The organism is Roseateles saccharophilus, assembly GCF_031458095.1.
Lineage (GTDB): Bacteria > Pseudomonadota > Gammaproteobacteria > Burkholderiales > Burkholderiaceae_C > Pelomonas > Pelomonas saccharophila_A.
Map to the genome: position 1 here is coordinate 1,273,709 of NZ_JAVDXU010000001.1, position 21,662 is coordinate 1,295,370.

Below are 21,662 nucleotides of genomic sequence, written 5' to 3' on the forward strand. Positions count from 1 at the left end.
GCAGCCCTTTCTCGTGGATCACCGAGGCTCGGCCGCAGGCGACACGCCCTCCTCATCGACCTCGCGGGCCATGTCGGCGCTCAACTCACCGGTGCCCACGTGGCGCCGCTGGCTGTCCTGCTTCCTGCCCAGCGCCGAATCGAGCGTCCGCGTCAACTTGTCGGCCGCGCCCTCGATCGCCAGGTGCAGGCTTTCGGCCTGGTGCTTGACCGCGATGTTCTTCAGCCCCAGCACGCGCGCCTCCAGCAGGCAGCGCATGTCGTCGGGGCCCGATTTCACGCCGCCATTCATGTCGCCCAGATGCGCCTCCACATGCGTCACCTGGCCCTGGTAGTGGTCCACGGCGTCGCGGATCACGCCCTCGACATGCTCGATCAGCTTCTCCCGGCCCTCGACGTGGTTGTCGGTCTCGATGTGTACCTGCATCGCATTTCCTTTCGGCGTACGGAAGTCGCGCGCTTGAAAGCAAGGGGCAAGCGGCATGCCGCACGGTGCTGCGCAGGCGATGGACCTCAACGCTCCCGCGGAATCGCGTAGGTGCCCGTCGCGTGTGCCACCGGCTCGTCCTCGCCTTCCGAGAAGATCCACACCTCGCCCACCGCCAGCGTCTTGCCCAGCTTCATCAGCCGGCAGCGCGCAATGACACGCCGGTCCGCGCGCGGCTTGCGCAGGAAGTTGATGGACAGATGGGTCGTCACCGCCAGCGGCACGATGCCGATGCGCGCCAGGATGGCCAGGTAGAGCGCCACATCGGCCAGCGTCATCATGACCGGCCCGGACACCGTGTTGCCCGGGCGCAGCTCGCGCTCGCCCACGGGATGGGCGACCACGACGCTGCCATCCTCATCCACCTCTTCCAGCGTGCAACGGTTCTGCGGGAACTCGGCCAGCAGGAAGGCGTTCAGCTCAGCGTGTGAGGGACGATGTTCGGTCATGGCGAATTGCAAGTATTTGCGAAGACAGCGCCGGCGAGCCTAGCACCGCCTCAGAATCGGCCCATGAACCTCACCGACCGGGGCTTCACGGGCTCCATCCCCGAGCTCTACGAGCGCTATATGGTGCCGCTGATCTTCGAGCCCTATGCGCTCGACCTCGCGGCACGTGTTGCTGCGCTGCAGCCCGCCGACGTGCTGGAGATCGCCGCCGGCACCGGCGCGCTGACGCGCCGCCTGGTGGCCGAGCTGCCGCCGCAAACGGCCATCGTCGCCAGCGACCTCAACGCCACCATGATCGACATGGCCGCGACGCTGGGCACGGAGCGCCCCGTCGAATGGCGGCTGGCCGACGCCATGGACCTGCCCTTCGAGGACGAGAGCTTCGACCTCGTGGCCTGCCAGTTCGGCGCCATGTTCTTTCCCGACAAGGCCCTGGCCTATGCCGAAATCCGCCGCGTGCTGAAGCCGGGCGGCTATTTCCTGTTCAACGTCTGGGACCACATCGACAGCAACGAGCTGGCCAAGACCGCCACTGACGCCCTGGCCCAGGCCTTCCCCGACGACCCGCCACGCTTCATGGCGCGCACGCCCCACGGCTATCACGACGTCGACGTGCTGCGCGCCGACCTGGAAGCCGGCGGCTTTGAGCGCGAGGCCGACATCGTCACGCTGCCGCTGCGGGCCTGCGCCGATTCGCCGTCGCCCGCAGCCCTGGGCTATTGCCAGGGCACGCCGCTGCGCACCGAGATCGAGGCCCGCGCGCCGGGCCGCCTGCCCGAGCTGACGGCCCTGGTCGCACGCGCCTTTGCCGATCGCTTCGGCGCTGGGCCTCTGGACACGCGCATCCAGGCCCACATCGTCATCGTTGGCCGCTGACCCTCAATCGATCGGCGTCAGTTTGGCGACGGAGAGCGCCAGCCACTTCGTACCGTGGCGGCCGAAGTTGACCTGGGCCCGCGCATCCGCGCCCGTGCCTTCCAGCGTCAGCAGCACGCCTTCGCCGAACTTGGTGTGGAAGACGCCCTTGCCGACACGCAGGCCGCCATGCTCTTCCGACACCTTCTGCTTCATGCTGGGCGGAATGGGCGGCTCCACCCAGGCCGCTTTCTGCACATTGCCAGCCCCCACCATGCCCTTGAGGCCCGAGCCCCGCTGCCAGGCCTGCTGATACTCGCGTGCAAAGCCCGAGCCGAAGCCCTGGTTGCGCGGCGTCAGCCATTTCAGCGCCTCCTCGGGCAGCTCGTCGAAGAAGCGGCTCTTGATGTGATAGCGGGTCTGGCCATGCAGCATGCGGGTCTGGCAGAAGCTCATGGACAGCTTCTTGCGCGCCCGCGTGATGGCCACATACATGAGCCGGCGCTCCTCCTCCAGCCCGTCGTGGTCGGACATGGAGTTCTCGTGCGGGAACAGGCCCTCTTCCAGGCCGGTGATGAAGACGGCATCGAACTCCAGCCCCTTGGCCGAGTGCACCGTCATCAGCTGCACCGCGTCCTGGCCCGCCTGGGCCTGGTTGTCGCCGGCCTCCAGCGAGGCATGGGTCAGGAAGGCCACCAGCGGCGACATGATCTCGCCGGTCTCGGCGTCGGGCACGGCGCCCGGCGTGCCGGTGGATTGCACGCTCGGGGCCACCTCGTCCACGGGCAGGCCCACGGCGTTCTTGCCAAAGCCCTCCTGCATGACGAAGGCCTCGGCGGCGTTGATCAGTTCGTCCAGGTTCTCCAGCCGCTCGGCGCCATCCTTGTCGGTGCGGTAGAAGTCCAGCAGGCCTGAGGTCTCGAGCACCTGCTCGATGATCTCGCGCAGCGTCATGCCTTGCGTGAGGTTGCGCGTCGAGTCGATCAGGTTGGTGAAGGCGACGAGGTTGGCGCCGCCCTTGCCGGGGATGGCGCCCACGCTCTGGTAGAGGCTGCGGCCGCTGGCCTTGGCGGCGTCCTGCAGGTTCTCCAGCGTCTTGGCGCCGATGCCGCGGGTCGGGAAGTTGACGACGCGCAAAAAGCTGGTGTCGTCGTTGGCGTTCTCCAGCAGGCGCAGATAGGCCAGCGCATGCTTGACCTCGGCACGCTCGAAGAAGCGCAGGCCGCCATAGACGCGGTAGGGGATGCCTGAGTTGAACAGCGCCGACTCGATGACGCGCGACTGCGCATTGCTGCGGTAAAGGACGGCAATCTCCTGCCGCTCCAGGCCGCCGCGGTGCAGGCTCTGGATCTCCTCGATCAGCCACTGCGCCTCGGCGAAGTCGCTGGGCGCCTCGTGCACGCGGATGGGGTCGCCCAGGCCGGCGTCGGTGCGCAGCGTCTTGCCCAGGCGCTGCGTGTTGCGGCTGATCAGCTCGTTGGCGGCATCCAGGATATGGCCGAAGCTGCGGTAGTTCTGCTCCAGCTTGATGACCTTGCGCACACGGTACTCGCGCTCGAAGTCGGCCATGTTGCCGACGCGGGCGCCGCGGAAGGCGTAGATGCTCTGGTCGTCGTCGCCCACGGCCAGGATGCTCTGGCCGCTGTCGGCTCCCGGCGGCGCGAACATCTTCAGCCAGGCATATTGCAGCTTGTTGGTGTCCTGAAACTCGTCCACCAGAATGTGGCGAAAGCGCCGCTGGTAATGCTCGCGCACGGCCTGGTTGTCGCGCAGCAGCTCGTAGCTGCGCAGCATCAGCTCGGCGAAATCGACGACGCCTTCGCGCTGGCACTGGTCTTCGTAGTTGGCGTAGATCTCGACGAGCTTGCGCGTCTGCTCGTCGCGCTGCTCGACGTCGCCGGGGCGCTGGCCGTCTTCCTTGCAGCCGGCGATGAACCAGCCGACCTGCTTGGGCACGAAGCGCTCCTCGTCGAGGTTCATGGCCTTGATGACGCGCTTGACGGCCGAGGTCGTGTCGCTCGCGTCCAGGATCTGGAAGGCCTGGGGCAGGTGAGCCAGCTTCCAGTGCGCGCGCAGGAAGCGGTTGCACAGACCGTGGAAGGTGCCAATCCACATGCCGCGCACATTGAACGGCAGCATCGTGCCCAGGCGCGTCAACATCTCCTTGGCGGCCTTGTTCGTGAAGGTCACGGCCATCACGCCGCCGGGGCTGACCTGGCCGGTGTTCAGCAGCCAGGCGATGCGTGTCGTCAGCACGCGGGTCTTGCCCGAGCCGGCGCCGGCGAGGATGAGGGCGGGTTCCGGAGCGGCGGTGACGGCGGCCAGTTGCTCGGGGTTGAGGTTGCGCAGCAGCGGGCTGGACGCAACGTCGACGACAGCGTCGACAGGGAAGGAAGTCATCCCGGCATTTTAGGGAACCCCCTCTTACAGACCCGGCCGGCGGCCACCGCATTCCCATGAGACCGTTGGCGATACTTCTGGTTTTCCCGTAAGCGACCCTTTCGAATGCCTCGTCTCACCCTCGCCCTCGCCGCCTTCGCCCTCACTGTCGCTTCGCAAACCACCCAGGCCCAGGACACGCCCGACGGCAAATGGCACGGCGGCCTCAGCGTCTCCGGCGCCCTGGCCAGCGGCAACAGCAGCAGCAAGACCTTGGCGGCCAACGCGGACGCCAGCCTCGCCACGGCCGAAGACAAGCTCAGCCTCTATGGCATCGCCAACTACGGCCGCAACAAGAACGCGGGCGTCGACACCACCACCGCCGACCTGCTGCGCGTGGGCGGCCGCTACGACTTCAACCTCGGCCCGCAGTGGTTCTCCTTCGGCGGCGCGGAAGGCGAGACCAACAAGGCCGGTGGCGTGCGCGACCGCTACAGCCTCAACGGTGGTCTCGGCTACCACCTGGTCAAGGACGATGCCACCAACTGGGACATCTTCAGCGGTCTCGGCTACACGGCCACCCGCCTCACGGACGGCAGCGAGGCCAATGGCGCGCAGGTGCTGTTCGGCGAAGAGTCCAGCCACAAGGTCAGCGAGACGACGACGCTGAAGCAGCGCCTCGTCTACTACCCCGGCGGCGGCGATCTCGGCAACCGCGCCACCTTCGACGCCGGCCTGGCCACGCAGATCCTGGGCGGCTGGACGCTCAATGCCGGCCTGGCCAGCCGCTACAGCAGCCGCGTGCCCGTCGGCACCAAGAAGACCGACAACCTGTTCACCGTGGGCTTCGGCTACAAGTTCTGATTCAACGCCCCTTGCGCACCTTGCCGGCCCGGCCGGCCTTGGACCACTCGTAGGCCTCGCCGTCGGGCGTGCGGCCGGACTCCACAGCCGCGACACCCGCCTGACCGACGTGGTCCTCCAGCTCGGTCGAGATACTGACGTGGCGATGGCCCGCCCGGCGCCGGTCTTCCGCCCAGGCCAGGGCCTGGGTCAGCTCCTTGCTGCTGAAGAGCTGGCAGACGGGCATGGTCGTCTCGCCCTCGCTCTCCAGCCAATACACGACGATGCCCACTTGCTTGCTCCCAGTTTGACGCCGGCGCCAGCGTAGCGCCTCTCAAACCACCCAGCCTAAACTGCGGCCCGCGCGACAGCACGGCCACGTGCGGATCGCGAGCCAGGGAGGCGAACATGAGATCAATGGGCTGGATGGCCGGCATTGCGCTGGCCTGGGCGTTGACCGCCTGTGGCGGGGGCGGCGGCGGTTCGACGCCAACGCCCACACCACCACCACCGCCGGCGACAACCCTCAGCGGCAGCATCGCACCGGGCCCCGTCGCGGGCGCCACCGTGCAACTCTTCAGCGTGGACGCCCAGGGCCGCACGACGCTGCTGGAGCAGGTGCGCACCGGCAACGACGGCGAATACGCCTTCCATGCCACGCCGGCGGCGGACACGGTGCTGATGGTGTCGGCCAACGGCGGCAATTGGACGGACCCGCTGCGCAAGGCCAGTGCGACTCTGGACGCCCCGATGCGCTCTCTCGACGTGTGGGCCGGCACGACGCGGCGCGTCAATATCACGCCCTATACCGAGGCCTTCGTGCGCGGCATCGAGAAGGCCAAGGCACCCAACTGGTCGGCAGCCGGCGTGCGTGCGGCCAGCAACGAGGCGGCCAGGACCCTCGGCTTCGACAGCCTGACCGACTTCACGCGCCTGGACCTGACCCAGCCACCGGGCACCACGGCGCCCAAGCTCAGCGATGTCAGCCATGCCGTCGCCAACGGCAGCTTCCTGGGCTTCTGGCACCGCCTGGAAACTACGCCCGGCCAGCTCAACCTGGCTGCGGCCCTGGACGCGCTGGAGCGCTTCATCAATGTCGACCCCGAGGACGACCGCCTGGTACCGGCCTTCATCGCCGGCGCCGTGGACTTCGTCGACGTGGCGGCGTTGAGCGCCGATGACAAGCTGGCAGCCAAGGGCCAGATCCTGTACGGCACCGACATCGTCCCGACGCCGGCCACGATTGCCCAGGCCATGCCCAGGGGCGTGTCCAGCGGCGGCGGCCAGGCGCCCATGCCCGACGACCAGTTCAGGCTGGTCGGCCAACCCCAGGGGCGCACCCACTTCAACCTGCGCGGCGCCCTGGTGAGCTATGGCGAAGGCGACGCCAAGACGCGCCGCAGCGAGCTGTATTCCGCCAGCGTCGCCGAGGTGTTTGCCGACGGCGACGTCGGCGTCGGCCGGTGGAACGGCGGCCTGCAGCAGCTCACGTCGCCGTCGGGGAGTTCCAGCGTCACGAATTCCGTCATCCTGTCCACCGACGGCTGGACCTATGCCGCCGGCCGCGAAACCTCCCAGGTTCCGGCCTGCGGCCTGCGCAAGCTCAGCCTGGCCGGCAGCACCAAGCTGCTGTTCACGCCGTGGAACAGCGGCGATACCGGGCCGGCGCTGACGCTGGACGCCGATTCCGCGCTGGGCGCGCTCTACCTGGGCTATGTGCAGGTCGGCGTCGACATCGGCATCAGGACGGCGGCCGGCGACACCCTCCGCCTGCAGTCCGTCGGCGGGCTCGACCATCCCGAACTCGCCGGCCTGCAGTCGGCCGCCGAGAACGAGGTCTTCCTCAACGTGCCGACGTCGGCCACCTTTCCGGCCGGCAGCACTGCGACGCTGACCGTGCGCCCGGCCGGCGCCGGCGCGCGAAAGGCGGCCGCGCTGCTGAAGATCAGGATGGCCGGCGGCAGCACCTACAGCGCCGCGCTGGCCTTCGTCGCGCCCGACACGCCGCCGGACGCCCGCGGATGCGCCCAGCCTGGCGCGCCGGGCGCCGGCATCAATCCCAGGCCCGCGCCGGGCAGCTACTACGTCTTCCTCAACCAGGCCGACACCGATCTCTTCATGGGTGCCCCGCAGGACGCGGTGGCCTTCGGCAGCGCGGGCGATCTGACCGGCAGCCTGTGGGGCATGAAGTTCGCCGGCCCGGCCTTCGACCTGGCGGGCAACGCCTATGCCAGCATCGGTCGCATCACCGTCACCACCGGCAGTGCGGCCGCGGGCAATGAGCTGACGCGCTCCCAGCCCTATGCCGTCGCCCAGCCGGGCGCAGTGACGCCCACCAGCGGCAGCGCCGTCTACCAGTTGGTGGCGGCCACCGCGGTCACGGCGGAGCGCGGCAGCGGCCAGGCGCAGCTGCCGCCCGGCCAGATCGATGCCGCCAGTGTGACGGTCTACTTCAACCAGGACCCCGTCGGCACGATCAACCCCAACTACGGCACGGCGCGCTTCAACATCGCCGGCCGCTTCGCCGGCCTGCCCTTCGGCAGCGATGTGCTGGCCAGCCAGGGATTCGGCCCGGTCGACGTGCGCATCTATGGCCAGACCCTGGGAGGCAGCAGCCAGGTCTCGGGATCCTTCGCCGGCCCGAGCGGTGACTACCTCGTCGTGCTGTACCGGGACGGCGTCAGCGGCGTCCCGGTACGCGCCGCCCTGTTGTTCAAGCGCCAGGGTTCCTGAGCGGCCCGACGGCGCTGATGAACCGGCCAGCAGGCTCCGGCAGGAAAGCGAAGCGGAGGACTCGAGGCATGCGGGCTCTCGGTTGACGTGCGCCTTCATGGCCCGCGAAAATACTTGCCAAAAGCAACCATCACGTCGAAGATGGCGGCCATGAGCACTCCCAATCCGGCTTTGGACGTCCGCGCCTTCAACCGCTTCTACACGCGCCGCATCGGCGTGCTGGCGCCCAAGCTGGACAGCGACTTCACGCTGCCCGAGGCGCGCCTGATGTGGGAACTGGCGCACCACGCGCCGGTCAGCGCGTCGGCCCTCAGCAAGAGCCTGCAACTGGATGCCGGCTATATGAGCCGACTGCTGCGCGGGCTGAAGAATCGCGGCCTGCTGGCCGAACAGGCTCACCCGAGCGACGGCCGCCAGACCCTGCTCAAGCTCAGTGCCGCCGGCAAGCGCGCCTTCGTGCCGCTGGATCGTGAGGGCACGGCCAAGGCAGAGGCCATGCTGGCCCCGCTGTCCGAAGCGCAGCGCCGTGCCTTGCTGAGCTCGATGGCGCGCATCCAGGCGACACTGGAGCCCGACGCCACCGCGGCCGTGGAGCTGCGCCCTCCCCAGCCCGGTGACCTGGGCTGGATCGTCGAGCGCCATGGCGCCTTCTACGCCGCTGAGTACGGGCTCAACGCGCACTTCGAGGCCCTGGTCGCGCGCATCTGCGCCGACTTCGTCGACCAGTTCCAGCCTGGGCGCGAGGCCTGCTGGATCGCCGCCCGCGGCGTCGAGCGCCTGGGCTGCGTGATGCTGGTGCAGGCGCGCGACGAGGCCACGGGCAAGGTGAAGCCGGGCGTCGCCAAGCTGCGCCTGCTGCTGCTGGAGCCGCATGCCCGCGGCCTGGGCCTGGGCAAGCGCCTGGTGCGCCAGTGCAGCGATTTCGCGCGCGAGGCCGGCTACCAGCGCATCGTGCTGTGGACGCAGAGCGCGCTGACTTCGGCGCGGGCCATCTACGCGGCCGAGGGCTATCGGCTCGTCGCCAGCGAAGCGGTGAACAGCTTCGGCCAGGACGTCATCAGCGAGAGCTGGGAGCTGACCCTCTAGGGCCGCCCGCACCACAGGCGTGCGGGGCGCTGCACGCCGATGGGGCTGCCGGCGCCCACCCACCCGCCAGGGCGTGAGCTAGTGCGCAATTCACGCGGGTGGTGCGCTGGCATGCGAATTGCGCCGTCCCCGCGCATGACAAGCAATCGGGAAGTCAGCATGCCGGCCGCGGCCCTCGAGTTCGGGCCGCCGCGACACCTTCCCACGCCCGCCGCCGCCTGCCCGCAGCATCTCGAGCAGGCCGCCGGCTTCGGCCAGTGGTGGTACGACCCGCAGACCGGCGTCAGCCACCTGTCGCCCACGGCGGCCGACTACCTGGAAATGCCCAGCCGTTCGGCCAGCCGCCTGGGCATCTGCTTGGCCCATGTCGTCGAGGACGACCTGCCCGAATTGACCCGACTCTGGACCGGCGCCTCGCCCCAGCGCCCCATGGACATCCGCGTTGCCGGCCAGGCACGCGGCCTGCGCTGGCTGCGCGTGACGCCGCTGCCGCCTGACCCGGCCCGGCCCCGCTGGCGCCACGGCCTGCTGCAGGACGTGACCGCCCTCACCCATGCCGCCGTGCGCGAGCGCCTGGGCTATGCGCTGACGGAGTACCTCGTCGGCACCCACACACTGGAGGATGCGATCAGCAACGTCATCCAGCTGATCTGCCGCAACCTCGGCTGGGAATGGGGCGCCTACTGGAATATGGAGGACGGCGGCGGCCGCCTGTATTGCCGCCACTTCTGGCACCAGCCCGATGCCCGGCTGGAGCAGTTCAGCGCCGTCAGCGCCTCGCTGAAGATGGCACCGGGCGAAGGCCTGGTCGGCCGCGTCTGGTCCACCGGCCAGGCCGAGTGGGTGGAGGACATGAGCACCGACCCGCGCTTCCTGCGCCGCGGCAGTGCCCAGATGTGCGGCCTGTGGTCGGGTTATGTCTTTCCCGTCACCTATGTCTCGGACGACGGCGAACGCCACCGCCCCGGCGTGCTGGAGTTCTACAGCAGCCTGGCGCGCCAGCCCGAGGCCCAGTTGCCCAAGGTCTCGGCCACCATCGGCGCGCTGATCGCCCAGACCGCCCAGCGCCTGGAGACGGAGGCCGTCATCCTGCGCATGGCCCAGGTCGACGAGATGACCGAACTGGACAACCGCGCCCATTTCTACGCCCAGCTCAATCGCCACTGCGCGCTGAGCCACCAGCAGGGCCGGCGCTTCGCGCTGATGTTCATCGACCTGGACCGCTTCAAGCCCATCAACGATGCCTTCGGCCACGAGGCCGGCAATGCGGTGTTGCAGGAGTTCGCGAAGCGGCTGCGCAAGCTCGCACCGCCGCCGGCCCGTGTCGGCCGCCTGGGCGGTGACGAGTTTGCCGTGCTGGTGCCGGACAGCGGCGACGAGCAGGCACTGGCCGCTCTCGTCGATGCCATGCTGGCCGCCGCCAGCCGGCCCTTTGGCTACGAGGGCGTGGCCCTGACCGTGTCGGCCAGCATCGGTGTCAGCCGCTTCCCCGAGAACGGCCAGAGCGGCCCCGAGCTGCTGCGCAGTGCCGACGCGGCCATGTACCGCGTCAAGGAGAACGGTCGCAATGGCAGCAATGTGTTCTCCACCAGCAGCCCCGACACCCTGGCCCAGCAGCGCGCCAAGCTGGCCCAGCGCCTGGCCATCGAGACCGAGCTGCACGAGGCCCTGCAGACGCAGCAGCTGCACCTGGTCTACCAGCCCATCGTCGACATCGCCTCGGGCGCCCTGCATGGCGTGGAGGCCTTGCTGCGCTGGCACAAGCCGGACGGCACGACGGTGCCGCCCGACGTCTTCATCCCCATCGCCGAGCAGAGCGACCTCATCGTCGACATCGGCCGCTGGGTGCTGGGTCAGACCCTGCGCGACCTGGCCTCGCTGAAGGGCGGCGCGCTGGAGAAGCTCAAGGTCCACGTCAACATGGCGGCGTCCGAGTTCACCAGCAGCGCCCTGCCGCAGATGCTCGAGGCCATGTCGACCGGTCTCGAAGTGCCGCCCTCGCAGATCGTGCTGGAACTCACCGAGGGCATGCTGATGCGCCAGCCCGAGCAGGTGAAGCGCGTCATGCACCAGCTGCGCGACATCGGCTTCGAGATCTCGCTGGACGACTTCGGCATGGGCCACTCGTCGCTGGCCATGCTGAAGAGCCTGCCCATCAGCTCGCTGAAGATCGACCGCAGCTTCGTACGCGACCTGCCCAGCGGCGAGCGCGACCGTGCCATCGCCCAGACCATCGTCGACCTGGGCCGCCATCTGCAGCTGCAGGTCATCGCCGAAGGCATAGAGAGCGCCGAGCAGCTGCAGGTGCTGAGCGAATGCGGCTGCGGCTTTGGCCAAGGCTGGCTGCTGGGCCGGCCGCTGCCGCTGAACGCCTTGATACATGCCTTTCCGCAAGGCCGGGCGCGCTGATTGCCGCCCGTGCATCCGGGCCTGTAGAGTCGGATGACAGAAGCGCTGGAGGCTGCCTGAGGCAGGCCTCCCTCTGCATCGAGACAGGCGCGCCCGGGAGCGCAAAAGGCATGCGATGAATATGTCCACCTTCGTGGCGGCCGCGGCCCACGACATGAAGAACTCGGTCAGCGTCATCGCGGCCTATCTCGAGGACGCCCTGCACGAGCTGGCCAAGACGGACGCCAATCCGCCGTCCGCGGCCACGCTGTCGACCTGCCAGGCTCTCTACGAAACCCAGCGCGTCAACGGCAATCTGGTGCAGCTGATGGCCATCTACAAGCTCGAGGAAGGCATGTACCCCTTCGAGCCGGCCCACATCCAGCTGGACGAATTCGCCGAAGAACTGCTGGGCCGCGTGCGCCCCCTGGCCAAGCTCAAGGGGCTGGAGCTGCAATACGAGGCCGCGGCGGGCACGAACGACTGGGTCTTTGACCATGACCTGATCGGCAGCGTCCTCATCCAGGCCCTGTTCGGCGCGGTGCGCTATGCGCGGCGGCGGGTCAGGCTGAGCCTGACCGTCCAGGACGAGCGCCTGGAGATCGAAGTGGCCGACGACGGCCAGGGCTTTCCCGACTTCATGCTGGCCCAGGGCTTCCCGTCCCGCCAGGGCATCGATGTGCACACCGGCAGCACCGGCATGGGCCTGTTCTTCGCCCGCCTGGCGGCCGGCCTGCACCGCCGCGGCGACGTGAGCGGCAGCACCCGGCTGTGCAACGGCGGCGAGCTCGGCGGCGGCCGCTTCACCCTCGTGCTGCCATGATCAACAACTGGGCCACGACGGCGGACCCGCTGCGCGGCAGCCAAGTCCTGCTGGTGGAGGACTTCGAGGCCATGCGCAGCGTGCTCAAGGGCCTGCTGCTGCGCTGCGGCACCCAGCATGTGGACACCGCCCGCGATGGCCGCGAGGCCACGGCCATGTTGAGCGCCAAGAGCTATGACATCGTCATGTGCGACTACAACCTGGGCGAGGGCAAGAACGGCCAGCAATTGCTGGAGGAGGCCCGGCTCAGGAACTGGATAGGTCCGGCCACGGTGTGGCTGATGATCACTGCCGAGAAGACCAGCATCATGGTCTCGGCCGCCGCCGAGGAGTCGCCCGACGACTATCTGCTCAAGCCCATCACCGAGAGCATGCTGCAAAGCCGCCTGCTCAAGCTGGTGGAGCGCAAGGCGGCCCTGGCCGGCATCGCTGTCGCGATGAAGGCCCAGGACTGGCGCAAGGCCTTGCGGCTCTGCGAGGAGCAGATCGCCGGCGGCACCAAGAGCCTGGCCGAGGTGCTGCGCCTGCAGGCCCAGCTCCACCAGAAGCTGGACGACTGGCCCCAGGCCCAGGCCGTCTACGAGGGCGTGCTGCAGCGCGGCCCCATCCCCTGGGCCAAGCTCGGCCTGGCCCAGGTGCTGCTGCACAACAGGGAGCTGGAACGCGCCCAGGCCCTGCTGCAGGACACGGTGCGCGAGCATCCGCAGTACCTGGAAGCCTATGACGAGCTGGCCGGCCTGCTCTCTTCGCAAGGCCAGGGCGAGCAGCAGGTGGCACTGCTGGAGCGGGCCGTCAACCTGTCGCCCAACTCCGCGCATCGCCAGTCGGCACTCGGCGTGGCGGCCCTGGCCCGCGACCAGCGCGACATTGCGGTGCGCGCCTTTTCGCGCGCCATCAAGCTCACCGAGCACAGCGCCATCGAGAGCCTGGAGCCCTTCCTCGGCATGGCCCGCATGCAAACCGAGGCCGGCAACCCCGGCGAGGCCCAGAAGCTGGTGGCCACCATGACCCAGCGCTACAACAGCCACGACGCCCAGTTGCTGGCCAAGGCCGAGCAGGTGCGCGCCCTGCAGGCCCTGGGCGACAAGGCCGGCGCCGCCCGCCTCGCCGCCGAACTGGTGGCCCTGAGCGCGGATGAGACCTCGCCCGGTGCCGCCGACATCGCCGCGCGCATCGCCGAGACCCTGATCGACGCCCAGCAGGCCGAGGCCGCCACCCAGCTGTTGCAACACGTCACCCGCAACAACTACGACAACGAGCGCCTGCTGCAACGCACCCAGCGCGCCTTCGAACGCCTGGGCCTGGGCATGGCCGGCGGCGAGCTGGTGGCCGCCGCGCGGCGCGAAGCCACCAACGCGATGAAGGACAGCATGCGGCTGATGGCCGAGGGCGACCCGCAGGCGGCGCTGGAGGGCCTGCGCAGCGCCAAGACCTCCATGCCACGCAATGTCCGCGTGCTGCTGAACTTCGCGGCGGTGGCGATGACGGTGCTGCAGCGCCATGGCCGCTCGGCGGCGCTGGAAGCCGAGATGCGCCAGAGCATCACCACGGCCCAAGCGCTGAAGCCCGATGACGCGCGCGCGGCCGATCTGCTGCAGCAGCTGGACCGCTGGACCACAGACGCGGCCTGAATCGCCGTCCGGCATCATGCGGTGCCTATGAGTTCCCCTTCTCCCTGCCCCTGCAGCAGCGGCCTGGCCTACGCCGGCTGCTGCGGCCGCCTGCATGCGGAACACGCTGCCCGTGGCGCGCTGACCGCGCCGACGCCCGAAGCCCTGATGCGCTCGCGCTATGCCGCCTTTGTGCTGGACCTGCGCGGTTATCTGATCGCCAGCTGGCATGCCAGCACGAGGCCTGCCGAACTGGAACCGCCCGAGCAAGGCCTGAAATGGCTGGGCCTCGACGTCAAGCGCAGCGCGATGCAGGACGCCGATCACGGCAGCGTCGAGTTCGTCGCCCGCAGCAAGCTCGGCGGGCGCGCCCACCGCCTGCACGAGGTCAGCCGCTTCGTGCGCGAGAACGGCGAGTGGTTCTACGTCGATGGCGATATGAAAAATTGACTCTGACCCTGCTTTATCAGGACGAGCACCTCGTCGCCGTCGACAAGCCGCCGGGCCTGCTGGTGCACCGCACCCAACTCGCGGCCGGCGAGGACGAGGCCGCGCTGCAATTGCTGCGCGACCAGCTCGGCCGGACGGTCTGGCCCGTGCACCGCCTGGATCGCGGCACCTCGGGGGTGTTGCTGTTCGCGCTGTCGTCCGAAGTGGCGTCGCTGCTGGGCGCGATGTTCGAGCAGGGGCGGATGGACAAGCGCTATCTCGCTCTCGTGCGTGGCTGGCCGCAGGCCGATGAAGGTCTGATCGACCATCCGCTGGCCCGCGATCCCGAACTGCCGTCGGCGGGACAGACGATGCTGGAAGCGCAGACCCGCTGGCGCGTGCTGCAGCGCCTTGAGTGGCCGGTCGTCACCGACCCGCGCTTTGCAGCCACCCGCGTCGCCCTGCTCGAGGCCGAACCGCTGCAGGGGCGCCGCCACCAGATCCGCCGCCATCTGAAGCACATCGCCCATCCCATCCTGGGCGACGCGACCCATGGCAAGGGGCCGCTGAACCGCGCCGTGGCGGTGCACCTCGGCATGCAGCGGCTGTGGCTGCACGCGCGCGAACTGAGGCTGGCGCACCCGGTCACCGGCGCACCACTGCAACTGCAGGCGCTGCCGGGGCCAGGCTGGCCGGGGTGAGCGCTGTCGCATCGGCGATGGCCATGGAGCCCCGGGCGGCTCAGAATCGACGCTCCATCCAAAAAGCAGGAGACCGGCATGGCCATCCAGGGCGTCAAGTCGCTTTACGAACAACGCGGCCCGGTGCCGCAGGACGTCATCGGCGCGGTGCCGTTCGACGTGCCCGCACCCGCAGCGGGCCAGGCCGTCGTGGCCGTGCTGGCCGCACCCATCAACCCGTCCGATGTGCTGATGCTGACCGGTGGCTACGGCATCCTGCCGCCGCTGCCGGCCGTGGGCGGCAGCGAGGGTGTGGGCCGCATCGTCGCCGTCGGCGAGGGCGTGAGTCACTTGAAGGAAGGCCAGACCGTGCTGCTGCCCGCCGGCAGCGGCACCTGGGCCAGCCATCTGGTCGCCGACGCCAAACGCCTCGTGCCGCTGCCGCCGGGCGCGGATGCCCAGCAGCTGTCCATGCTCACCGTCAACCCGGCCACGGCCTCATTGATGCTGTCGGAGTTCGTCAATCTGCAGCCGGGCGACTGGGTCATCCAGAACGTCGCCAATTCGGGTGTGGGCGGCTATCTCACCCAGCTCGCCAAGCTGCGCGGCCTGCGCACCGTCAACATCGTGCGGCGCGAGGGCGCCGCGGCCGTCGTCAAGGCCGATGGCGGCGACGTCGTGCTGGTGGACGGCGACGACCTCAGCAAGCGCGTCAAGGACGCCGTCTCGGGCGCCCCCATCCGCTTAGGCATAGACGCAGTCGGCGGCAAGGCCACCAACCGGCTGGCCATGTGCGTCGCCGAGGGCGGCACCGTCGTCAACTACGGGCTGATGAGCGGCGAGCCCTGCGTGGTGTCGCCGCAGTCCTTTGTCTTCAACGACCTGACGCTGCGCGGCTTCTGGCTGGCCAAGTGGTTCAAGGTGGCCTCGCGCGAAGCCCAGATGGCGCTCTACGGCGAGCTGACCCAGCTGATCGCCACTGGTCAGTTGAAGGCGCGCATCCATGCGACCTATCCGGTCGAGCAGATCAAGGATGCCATCGCCGCGGCCGCAACCGGCGAGCGCGACGGCAAGATCCTCGTCGTGCCCCGGCATGGCTGACATCGCCCTCATCACCGGCGCGTCGTCGGGCATCGGCGAGGCCCTGGCCCACCGCTTCGCGCGCGCCGGCCACGACCTCGTGCTGGTGGCGCGCAGCGAGGACAAGCTCAAGGCCCTGGCGAAAGCCTTGGCGGCCGAGCACGGCATCAAGGCCTGGGTGGCGCCGGCCGACCTCTGCCAGCCTGGCGCCGCCGAGCGCCTGGCCGCGGCCATGAAGCGCTCACGCCGGCACATCGCCATCCTCGTCAACAACGCCGGCGTGCTGGAGCATGGCGAGTTCACGGCCATGCGCAGCAGCCGCCATCGCGAGCTGATCGACCTCAACGTCAACAGCCTGACCGAGATGCTGGCCCACTTCCTGCCGCCCATGCAGGCACGTGGCGCGGGCCGGGTGCTGAACGTGGCGTCCATCGCGGCCTTCCAGCCCATCCCCATGCTGGCGACCTATGCCGCGACCAAGGCCTTCGTGCTGTCGCTGACCGAGTCGCTGTCGGAGGAGCTGCAGGGCACGGGCGTGACCATCACGGCCCTGTGCCCCGGCATCACCGCCACCTCCATGCTGGACCAGGCCCAGGCCGGCAGCGCCGAGCTGGGGGCCCTGCCCGGCTTTGTCATCGGCACGGCCGAGGCGGTGGCCAATGAGGGTTACGAGGCCTGCATGGCCGGCGAGGTCATCCGTGTGCCGGGCGTGCTGAACCTGGCCGCCACCTTGGCCGGGCGCAGCACGCCGCGCTGGCTGGTGCGGCGCATGACGGGGGCCGTGGCCCGGCGGCTCAAGCCCAAGGGCTGAGGCCGGACCGAGGACCAGCCCTGCGGCTTGTCCGACGCCTGACGAAGGACCGCCGCCATGCAGGGCGGCGGGCATAGCGCTTCAGCGCTTCAGCGCTTGAGCCCCGCCTGGCCCAGCCAGCGGGCGCGGATGCGCTGCAGCTCGCCGCTGGCTTCCAGGTGCTGGATGGCCCGGTTGAAGGCGCGCAGATCGGCCTCGGTCAGCGACTTGCGGCTGAGCTTGTAAGTCACAGGGTCGCGCAGCAGCGTGATGGGCAGCTCGATGAGGGGCACGTCGGCGGCACGCGCCGCGAAGGCGATGGCGACGCTGTCACCCAGCAGCACATCGCCCCGGCCGAGCTGCATCAGCTGCACGCCCTTGGCGTATTCCTCGAACCAGGTGAGCAGGCCGCGCGCGCGGAAGTCGTTGATGATGGCCACGCTGGCCGGCCCGCGGTGCGTGACCAGGCGCAGGCCGGCGCGCAGCAACTCGTCCAGCGAGCGCACGTCCATGCGGGCCTCGTCGGCGCGCATGAAGACGCCCAGCACCTCGTCGCGGTAGGGCCGGGTGTACCAGGCGCCGGGCTCCGGCACGGGCGTGGCGGCGATCAGCAGGTCCAGTTCGCCGGCCAGCAACATGGGCAGGCGGCGGTTGCGCGGCACCTCGCGCACATAGCTGAGGCGGCAGCCGGCCTCCTTGGCCACGGCGGCCAGCAGCTCGGTCTCCAGGCCGGTGTGCCGGCCATCGGCCATGAAGGAATAGGGCCGCCAGTCCTCGAAAGGCACGCGCAGCGGCCGCGTGCAGGCGGCCTGGGCCAGCAGCGGCACGAACAGCGTCAGCGCAAGCAGTCGGCTAAGCATCGGGGCCTGACCCTGGGCGGCGATCGGCGCAGGATAGTCCTGTCCGCCTAGCGCGGTAGCACCTTCACCTCCAGCCCCGAAGCCTGGCCCTGCCAGCGATACAGCTTCTGCGTCGCGGCCTGGAAATCCTCGGGCCGCGCGCTGCGGATGGGCACGAAAGCTTGCGGGTTGCGGTCGATCAGCGGGAACCAGCTGCCCTGGACCTGCACCATGATGCGGTGGCCGCGGCGGAAGCTGTGGTTGATGTCCTGCAGCTCCACGCGCAGCTCCTCGACCTGCCCCGGCACCATGGCCTCGGGGGTCTCGAAGCTCTTGCGAAACCGCCCACGCAGCGGATCGCCACGCACCAGCTGCTGGTAGCCCCCGAGCGGTGCCTCGGGCGGCTCGACGTCCTCCGTGCGCTTCTTGCGCTTCCTGGCTTCTTCTTCCTCCAGCTCGGGCGGATAGACGTCGATGAGCTTGACGACCCAGTCGGCGTCCGTGCCCGAGGTCGATGCGAACAGCCGCGCGACGAGGGGGCCGACGACGGTCACGTCCTCCTCCAGCACCTCGCTGCGATAGGTCAGCACATCGGGCCGGGTGGCGGCGAAGCGCTGGTCGCTGACCATGTATTCCTGAGGCACGCCCAGGCTCGCATAGCCGACATAGGGGACCGGCTTGTTGGGGTCGCTGACCCAGCTGTCGAACTCGGGCTGGGCCGCGGCGGGCGGGGTGAAGCTGAGCCGGCCCCCGGGGGCGAAGTAGAGGGTGCGTGCCTGGGCCTGCTGAGGCGGCCAGGCGTCGTAGCGACGCCAGACATTGGTACCGGTCTCGAAGACGGTGGCCTTGGCAATCGGCGTCTTGGGCGCCACCTCACGCAGATGCTGCTCGAAGAAAGGGAAGAGCACCTCTTTCTGGAACTGCTCGGACGTCGGCTGGTGGAACTGGACCCTGCCGAGCTGCCGCCCTGGTGCCCCCACCCAGCCGCCATGCACCCACGGGCCGATGACAAGGCGGTTGTCGGTGGCGGGGCTCTGCCTGGCAATGGCACGGAAGGTGGTGAAGGGGCCGGCCAGGTCCTCGGCGTCGAACCAGCCGCCCACGGTCAGCACGGCGGCACGGATGTTCTTCAGATGCGGCGTGAGGGCGCGGGCCTTCCAGAACTCGTCGTAGCGGTCATGCGCCAGCTGCACGTCGAAGTAAGGGTTGGGCCCGCCATCCTTGGCGAGGCGCTTTGACAGCGTGTCGAGGTTGCCCTGCTGCAGATAGAACTCATAGCCGTCCAGCGTGCCCCAGTCGAACTGCGGCCATTGCTTGGGCGGCAGCACCGGCGTCTGCTGGGGCTTGAAGCCGGTGTAGAAGCCGAAGTTGGCGGCCAGCATGAAGGCGCCGCCGTGATAGCTGTCATCGCCCTTGAAGAGGTCCGCGATGGGGGCCTGGGGCGACGCGGCCTTGATGGCCGGATGCGAGTCGATGATGGAAGCCGAGGTGTAGAAGCCCGGGTAGGAGATGCCCCAGAGGCCGACGCGGCCGTTGTGGCCGGGGATGCGCTCCAGCAGCCATTGCACGCTGTCATGGGTGTCGGAGCTTTCGTCCACCTCCGCCGCCGTCTTCTTGACGGGTTGGTGCGGCGTCATCTCGATGAATTCGCCCTCAGACTGGTGGCGGCCGCGCACGTCCTGGCAGACGAAGATGTAGCCGGCCTTCAGGAAGTCCTCGCTGGGCGCCAGGCCCATTACGCCGTCACGGTCCACGCCATAGGGGCCGCAGCCATAGGGCGTGCGCACCATCAGCAAGGGGTAGCGCCTGCTCTGGTCCTTGGGGATGTAGACGGCAGTGAAGAGCTTCTTGCCGTCGCGCACCGGCACGCGGTACTCGTACTTGGTGTAGTGCTCGCGCGGCTCATAGGCCGGCGGCTTGCTTTCCTCGTCGACGGCATGAGCGGCCGCGCCGGTCAGGCCCAGCAGGAACAGGAGGGAGGCGCGCAACAGCATCTTGGGCGACGGCGGTGTGAGAGAGGGGCGAAGTCTGACACCGACCAGCCCGTCGGCGGCGTTAGGCTGGGTCTTCGCCAGCCTGCAGGAAACCCCACCATGACCATCGACACCCAGGCCTACCGCGTCCCCGCCGGCCAGAAGGTCAAGCTCAAGCACTGGGCCACGCGCGTCGATCCGCTGTACAGCGACAAGGGCGACTACGAAAAGCGCCTGGGCGCCCAGGTCGAACGCCTGAGCGAATTGCAGAACCTGCTCTACGCCCACAACCGCTATGCCCTGCTCGTGATCTTCCAGGCCATGGACGCGGCCGGCAAGGACGGCGTCATCAAGCATGTGATGTCGGGCGTGAACCCGCAGGGCTGCCAGGTCTTCAGCTTCAAGCATCCCAGCGCCCAGGAGCTGGACCACGACTTCCTGTGGCGCACGACGCAATGCCTGCCTGAGCGCGGCCGCATCGGCATCTTCAACCGCTCCTACTACGAGGAGGTGCTGATCGTGCGCGTGCACCCCGAGATCCTGAAGGCCCAGTCCCTGCCCAAGGAGGCGGCACGCGCGCCGGCGATCTGGCAGCAGCGCTACGAGTCCATCACCCACCTCGAGCAGCATCTGCACCGCAACGGCACGCGGGTGCTGAAGTTTTTCCTGCACCTGTCCAAGGACGAACAGCGCCAGCGCTTCCTGGCACGGCTGGAGGACCCGGCCAAGAACTGGAAGTTCACCGCCGACGACATGGCCGAGCGCGAGCTCTGGCCCAAATACCAGCAGGCTTATGCCGAGATGCTGGGCGCGACCAGCAGCGCGGAAGCCCCCTGGCATGTGGTGCCGGCCGATGACAAGCGCAATGCCCGCCTCATCGTCGCCCAGGTCATCGTCGACGCGCTGAAGGCGCTGAAGATGAGCTATCCCGAGCCGACGCTGGATGCGGCCGAACTGGCCGCCATCAAGAAAAGGCTCAGCCGAGCTTGACGTCGGGACGCGTATTCCGGGCCGAGCGCTGGGCCGCTCCCGAGCCGGCCCGCTTGGCGATGCAGGAGGCTCGATGCCGCCAGCGTCGGCGTCCCCTCGGGGGACCGGTCAGACGCACCGCGTTCAGCGGTGTGCGGCTGGACGAGGGGCACCAGCTCAGCCGAACTTGACGGCGTAGATGGGCGGCAGGTGGGCTGACACCGCCTGCCAGCTGTCGCCCGCGTCGGCGCTGGCCCAGACGCTTCCCGTCGTCGAGCCCATCACCAGCTGCTCACCCGCGTCATCGACCGCCAGGCCGTGGCGGAAGATCAGGTCGTAGCAATGCTGCTGGGGCAGGCCTGTGCGGAGCACGTCGAAGCTCTTGCCACCGTCGCGTGTGCGCGTGACGCACAGGGCGGCGTCGACCGGGATGCGGCGCTCGTCCTTGACGGCCGGTACGAACCATGCCGTGTCGCCATCCTTGGGGTGGGCCGCCACCGCAAAGCCGAAGCTGGACGGCCGGGCCTGCAGCTCTTCCCAGGTCGCGCCGTTGTCGCTGCTGCGGAAGATGCCGCAATGATGCTGGCACCAGAGCACATCGGGCTCGGCGCGGCAGCGGGCGATCAGGTGGGGGTCCTGGGAGTTCTCGTCGCCGGCCAGCTCGGGCGGCATGAAGTCGGCCCGCATGCCCTTGGCGCGCAGGCCCCAGGTCCGGCCGCCGTCGGTGGTGCGCCAGGCGCCGCCGCAGGACACGCCCACCAACAGCTCGTCGGCGTTCTGCGGATGCGGGCAGATGGAATGCAGGGCCGGCGCGGGGTTGCCGCCGCCCATCCACTGCAGACGCCGCGGGTCGTTCCAGAGGGTCTCGTCCAGCGTCCAGCTCTCGCCCCGGTCGCGGCTGACGAAGAGACCGCCGGGCACGGTGCCGCACCAGATCGCATCGCCGGAACGTTCCAGCGCGAAGACGTGGTCGAGCTTCCAGGCCGGGCCTTCGGCGCCCTCGGGCTGGGGCGGGAAGCTCGGCGCCGACACTTCCTTCCAGGTCTTGCCGGCATCGTCGCTGGCCTGCAGCTTGGCGCCGAAGTGGCCCAGGTTGAGGCCGGCCAGCATGCGGCCGGAAGCATCGGGCGGCAGCAGCATGGTGACCGGGTCGGCCACGAAGCTGAGGTTCTCGATTTGCCAGGCGCCGCCACGGCGGCGCAGCTCGAAAAGGCCTTTGCGGGTCGCGGCCCAGGCGCGGTCGGTCATGG

Annotated in this window: 19 protein-coding genes; 12 read left to right on the top strand and 7 right to left on the bottom strand. The window is 69.2% G+C overall.

Features of this window, described 5'->3' with window-relative positions:
- Positions 1–18 precede the first annotated feature (18 nt).
- Both J2X20_RS05845 and J2X20_RS05850 read right to left on the bottom strand, forming a co-directional pair.
- On the bottom strand, positions 19–483 hold the full coding sequence (locus J2X20_RS05845) for an HPF/RaiA family ribosome-associated protein (RefSeq protein ID WP_310262136.1): 465 nt from the start codon (positions 481–483) through the stop codon (positions 19–21).
- 29 nt (positions 484–512) lie between these two features.
- Positions 513–935, bottom strand: a complete 423-nt coding sequence (locus tag J2X20_RS05850; RefSeq protein ID WP_310262139.1) for a PaaI family thioesterase — start codon at positions 933–935, stop codon at positions 513–515.
- A gap of 63 nt (positions 936–998) precedes the next feature.
- On the opposite strand from J2X20_RS05850, the gene J2X20_RS05855 reads away from it, so the two are divergent.
- Entirely contained in the window at positions 999–1,811 is an 813-nt protein-coding gene (locus J2X20_RS05855) for a class I SAM-dependent methyltransferase (RefSeq protein ID WP_310262142.1), read from the top strand.
- 3 nt (positions 1,812–1,814) lie between these two features.
- Here J2X20_RS05855 and J2X20_RS05860 read toward each other — a convergent pair whose 3' ends face one another.
- Positions 1,815–4,190, bottom strand: coding sequence for a UvrD-helicase domain-containing protein (locus J2X20_RS05860; RefSeq protein WP_310262144.1), 2,376 nt, complete (start codon positions 4,188–4,190; stop codon positions 1,815–1,817).
- 105 nt (positions 4,191–4,295) lie between these two features.
- Between J2X20_RS05860 and J2X20_RS05865 the strand changes: the two genes are divergently transcribed.
- The gene (locus J2X20_RS05865; protein ID WP_310262147.1) at positions 4,296–5,033 is read left to right on the top strand and encodes a DUF481 domain-containing protein; all 738 of its coding nucleotides are present in this window, start codon (positions 4,296–4,298) and stop codon (positions 5,031–5,033) included.
- Position 5,034: 1 nt separating this feature from the next.
- On the opposite strand, the gene J2X20_RS05870 is transcribed toward J2X20_RS05865, so the two are convergent.
- Positions 5,035–5,304 carry a hypothetical protein gene (locus tag J2X20_RS05870; protein ID WP_310262150.1) on the bottom strand — a complete coding sequence of 90 codons (270 nt, stop codon included), beginning with the start codon at positions 5,302–5,304 and terminating at the stop codon, positions 5,035–5,037.
- Positions 5,305–5,420: 116 nt separating this feature from the next.
- Between J2X20_RS05870 and J2X20_RS05875 the strand changes: the two genes are divergently transcribed.
- The 9 genes from J2X20_RS05875 to J2X20_RS05915 all read left to right on the top strand — a co-directional run bounded on the left by J2X20_RS05875 (position 5,421) and on the right by J2X20_RS05915 (position 16,652).
- A complete protein-coding gene (locus J2X20_RS05875) occupies positions 5,421–7,745 on the top strand; it encodes a hypothetical protein (RefSeq protein ID WP_310262152.1) in 2,325 nt (774 codons plus the stop codon).
- A 150-nt stretch (positions 7,746–7,895) separates the two neighbouring features.
- A complete protein-coding gene (locus J2X20_RS05880; protein WP_310262154.1) occupies positions 7,896–8,831 on the top strand; it encodes a bifunctional helix-turn-helix transcriptional regulator/GNAT family N-acetyltransferase in 936 nt (311 codons plus the stop codon).
- Between the two features lie 135 nt (positions 8,832–8,966).
- Complete coding sequence (locus J2X20_RS05885) at positions 8,967–11,240, top strand: putative bifunctional diguanylate cyclase/phosphodiesterase (RefSeq protein WP_310262157.1); 2,274 nt, start codon at positions 8,967–8,969, stop codon at positions 11,238–11,240.
- A gap of 115 nt (positions 11,241–11,355) precedes the next feature.
- Positions 11,356–12,042 (top strand): sensor histidine kinase, encoded by a 687-nt coding sequence (locus J2X20_RS05890; protein WP_310262160.1) that lies wholly within the window; start codon positions 11,356–11,358, stop codon positions 12,040–12,042.
- The gene (locus J2X20_RS05895) at positions 12,039–13,673 is read left to right on the top strand and encodes a response regulator (protein ID WP_310262164.1); all 1,635 of its coding nucleotides are present in this window, start codon (positions 12,039–12,041) and stop codon (positions 13,671–13,673) included. The genes J2X20_RS05890 and J2X20_RS05895 overlap by 4 nt, the downstream gene beginning before the upstream one ends.
- 27 nt (positions 13,674–13,700) lie before the next feature.
- On the top strand, positions 13,701–14,102 hold the full coding sequence (locus J2X20_RS05900; protein WP_310262167.1) for a YchJ family protein: 402 nt from the start codon (positions 13,701–13,703) through the stop codon (positions 14,100–14,102).
- On the top strand, positions 14,099–14,782 hold the full coding sequence (locus tag J2X20_RS05905) for a pseudouridine synthase (protein WP_310262169.1): 684 nt from the start codon (positions 14,099–14,101) through the stop codon (positions 14,780–14,782). Before J2X20_RS05900 ends, J2X20_RS05905 begins: the two co-directional genes overlap by 4 nt.
- A 78-nt stretch (positions 14,783–14,860) precedes the next feature.
- Entirely contained in the window at positions 14,861–15,862 is a 1,002-nt protein-coding gene (locus tag J2X20_RS05910; protein ID WP_310262173.1) for a zinc-dependent alcohol dehydrogenase family protein, read from the top strand.
- Entirely contained in the window at positions 15,855–16,652 is a 798-nt protein-coding gene (locus J2X20_RS05915) for an SDR family NAD(P)-dependent oxidoreductase (protein ID WP_310262176.1), read from the top strand. Before J2X20_RS05910 ends, J2X20_RS05915 begins: the two co-directional genes overlap by 8 nt.
- Before the next feature lie 89 nt (positions 16,653–16,741).
- Here J2X20_RS05915 and J2X20_RS05920 read toward each other — a convergent pair whose 3' ends face one another.
- Together J2X20_RS05920 and J2X20_RS05925 are read right to left on the bottom strand one after the other, a co-directional pair.
- Positions 16,742–17,491: a substrate-binding periplasmic protein gene (locus J2X20_RS05920; protein WP_310262179.1), complete on the bottom strand. Its 750-nt coding sequence runs from the start codon at positions 17,489–17,491 to the stop codon at positions 16,742–16,744.
- Between the two features lie 47 nt (positions 17,492–17,538).
- Positions 17,539–19,464 (bottom strand): CocE/NonD family hydrolase, encoded by a 1,926-nt coding sequence (locus J2X20_RS05925; protein ID WP_409034134.1) that lies wholly within the window; start codon positions 19,462–19,464, stop codon positions 17,539–17,541.
- 99 nt (positions 19,465–19,563) lie between these two features.
- On the opposite strand from J2X20_RS05925, the gene J2X20_RS05930 reads away from it, so the two are divergent.
- Positions 19,564–20,433 (top strand): ADP-polyphosphate phosphotransferase, encoded by an 870-nt coding sequence (locus J2X20_RS05930; protein WP_310262185.1) that lies wholly within the window; start codon positions 19,564–19,566, stop codon positions 20,431–20,433.
- A 156-nt stretch (positions 20,434–20,589) separates the two neighbouring features.
- Here the strand turns inward: J2X20_RS05930 and J2X20_RS05935 are convergent, their stop codons facing one another.
- Positions 20,590–21,660: a WD40/YVTN/BNR-like repeat-containing protein gene (locus tag J2X20_RS05935; RefSeq protein WP_310262190.1), complete on the bottom strand. Its 1,071-nt coding sequence runs from the start codon at positions 21,658–21,660 to the stop codon at positions 20,590–20,592.
- Positions 21,661–21,662: the final 2 nt, after the last annotated feature.

What these genes read in the sequence shown, in the direction of transcription:
- J2X20_RS05900 (WP_310262167.1), top strand. Translation starts at nt 13,701, where the DNA reads ATGAGTTCCCCTTCTCCCTGCCCCTGCAGCAGCGGCCTGGCCTACGCC.
- J2X20_RS05930 (WP_310262185.1), top strand. Translation starts at nt 19,564, where the DNA reads ATGACCATCGACACCCAGGCCTACCGCGTCCCCGCCGGCCAGAAGGTC.
- J2X20_RS05925 (WP_409034134.1), bottom strand. Translation starts at nt 19,464, where the DNA reads ATGCTGTTGCGCGCCTCCCTCCTGTTCCTGCTGGGCCTGACCGGCGCG.
- J2X20_RS05910 (WP_310262173.1), top strand. Translation starts at nt 14,861, where the DNA reads ATGGCCATCCAGGGCGTCAAGTCGCTTTACGAACAACGCGGCCCGGTG.
- J2X20_RS05880 (WP_310262154.1), top strand. Translation starts at nt 7,896, where the DNA reads ATGAGCACTCCCAATCCGGCTTTGGACGTCCGCGCCTTCAACCGCTTC.
- J2X20_RS05890 (WP_310262160.1), top strand. Translation starts at nt 11,356, where the DNA reads ATGAATATGTCCACCTTCGTGGCGGCCGCGGCCCACGACATGAAGAAC.
- J2X20_RS05860 (WP_310262144.1), bottom strand. Translation starts at nt 4,190, where the DNA reads ATGACTTCCTTCCCTGTCGACGCTGTCGTCGACGTTGCGTCCAGCCCG.
- J2X20_RS05935 (WP_310262190.1), bottom strand. Translation starts at nt 21,660, where the DNA reads ATGACCGACCGCGCCTGGGCCGCGACCCGCAAAGGCCTTTTCGAGCTG.
- J2X20_RS05885 (WP_310262157.1), top strand. Translation starts at nt 8,967, where the DNA reads ATGACAAGCAATCGGGAAGTCAGCATGCCGGCCGCGGCCCTCGAGTTC.
- J2X20_RS05875 (WP_310262152.1), top strand. Translation starts at nt 5,421, where the DNA reads ATGAGATCAATGGGCTGGATGGCCGGCATTGCGCTGGCCTGGGCGTTG.
- J2X20_RS05845 (WP_310262136.1), bottom strand. Translation starts at nt 483, where the DNA reads ATGCCGCTTGCCCCTTGCTTTCAAGCGCGCGACTTCCGTACGCCGAAA.
- J2X20_RS05865 (WP_310262147.1), top strand. Translation starts at nt 4,296, where the DNA reads ATGCCTCGTCTCACCCTCGCCCTCGCCGCCTTCGCCCTCACTGTCGCT.
- J2X20_RS05895 (WP_310262164.1), top strand. Translation starts at nt 12,039, where the DNA reads ATGATCAACAACTGGGCCACGACGGCGGACCCGCTGCGCGGCAGCCAA.
- J2X20_RS05850 (WP_310262139.1), bottom strand. Translation starts at nt 935, where the DNA reads ATGACCGAACATCGTCCCTCACACGCTGAGCTGAACGCCTTCCTGCTG.
- J2X20_RS05915 (WP_310262176.1), top strand. Translation starts at nt 15,855, where the DNA reads ATGGCTGACATCGCCCTCATCACCGGCGCGTCGTCGGGCATCGGCGAG.
- J2X20_RS05920 (WP_310262179.1), bottom strand. Translation starts at nt 17,491, where the DNA reads ATGCTTAGCCGACTGCTTGCGCTGACGCTGTTCGTGCCGCTGCTGGCC.
- J2X20_RS05855 (WP_310262142.1), top strand. Translation starts at nt 999, where the DNA reads ATGAACCTCACCGACCGGGGCTTCACGGGCTCCATCCCCGAGCTCTAC.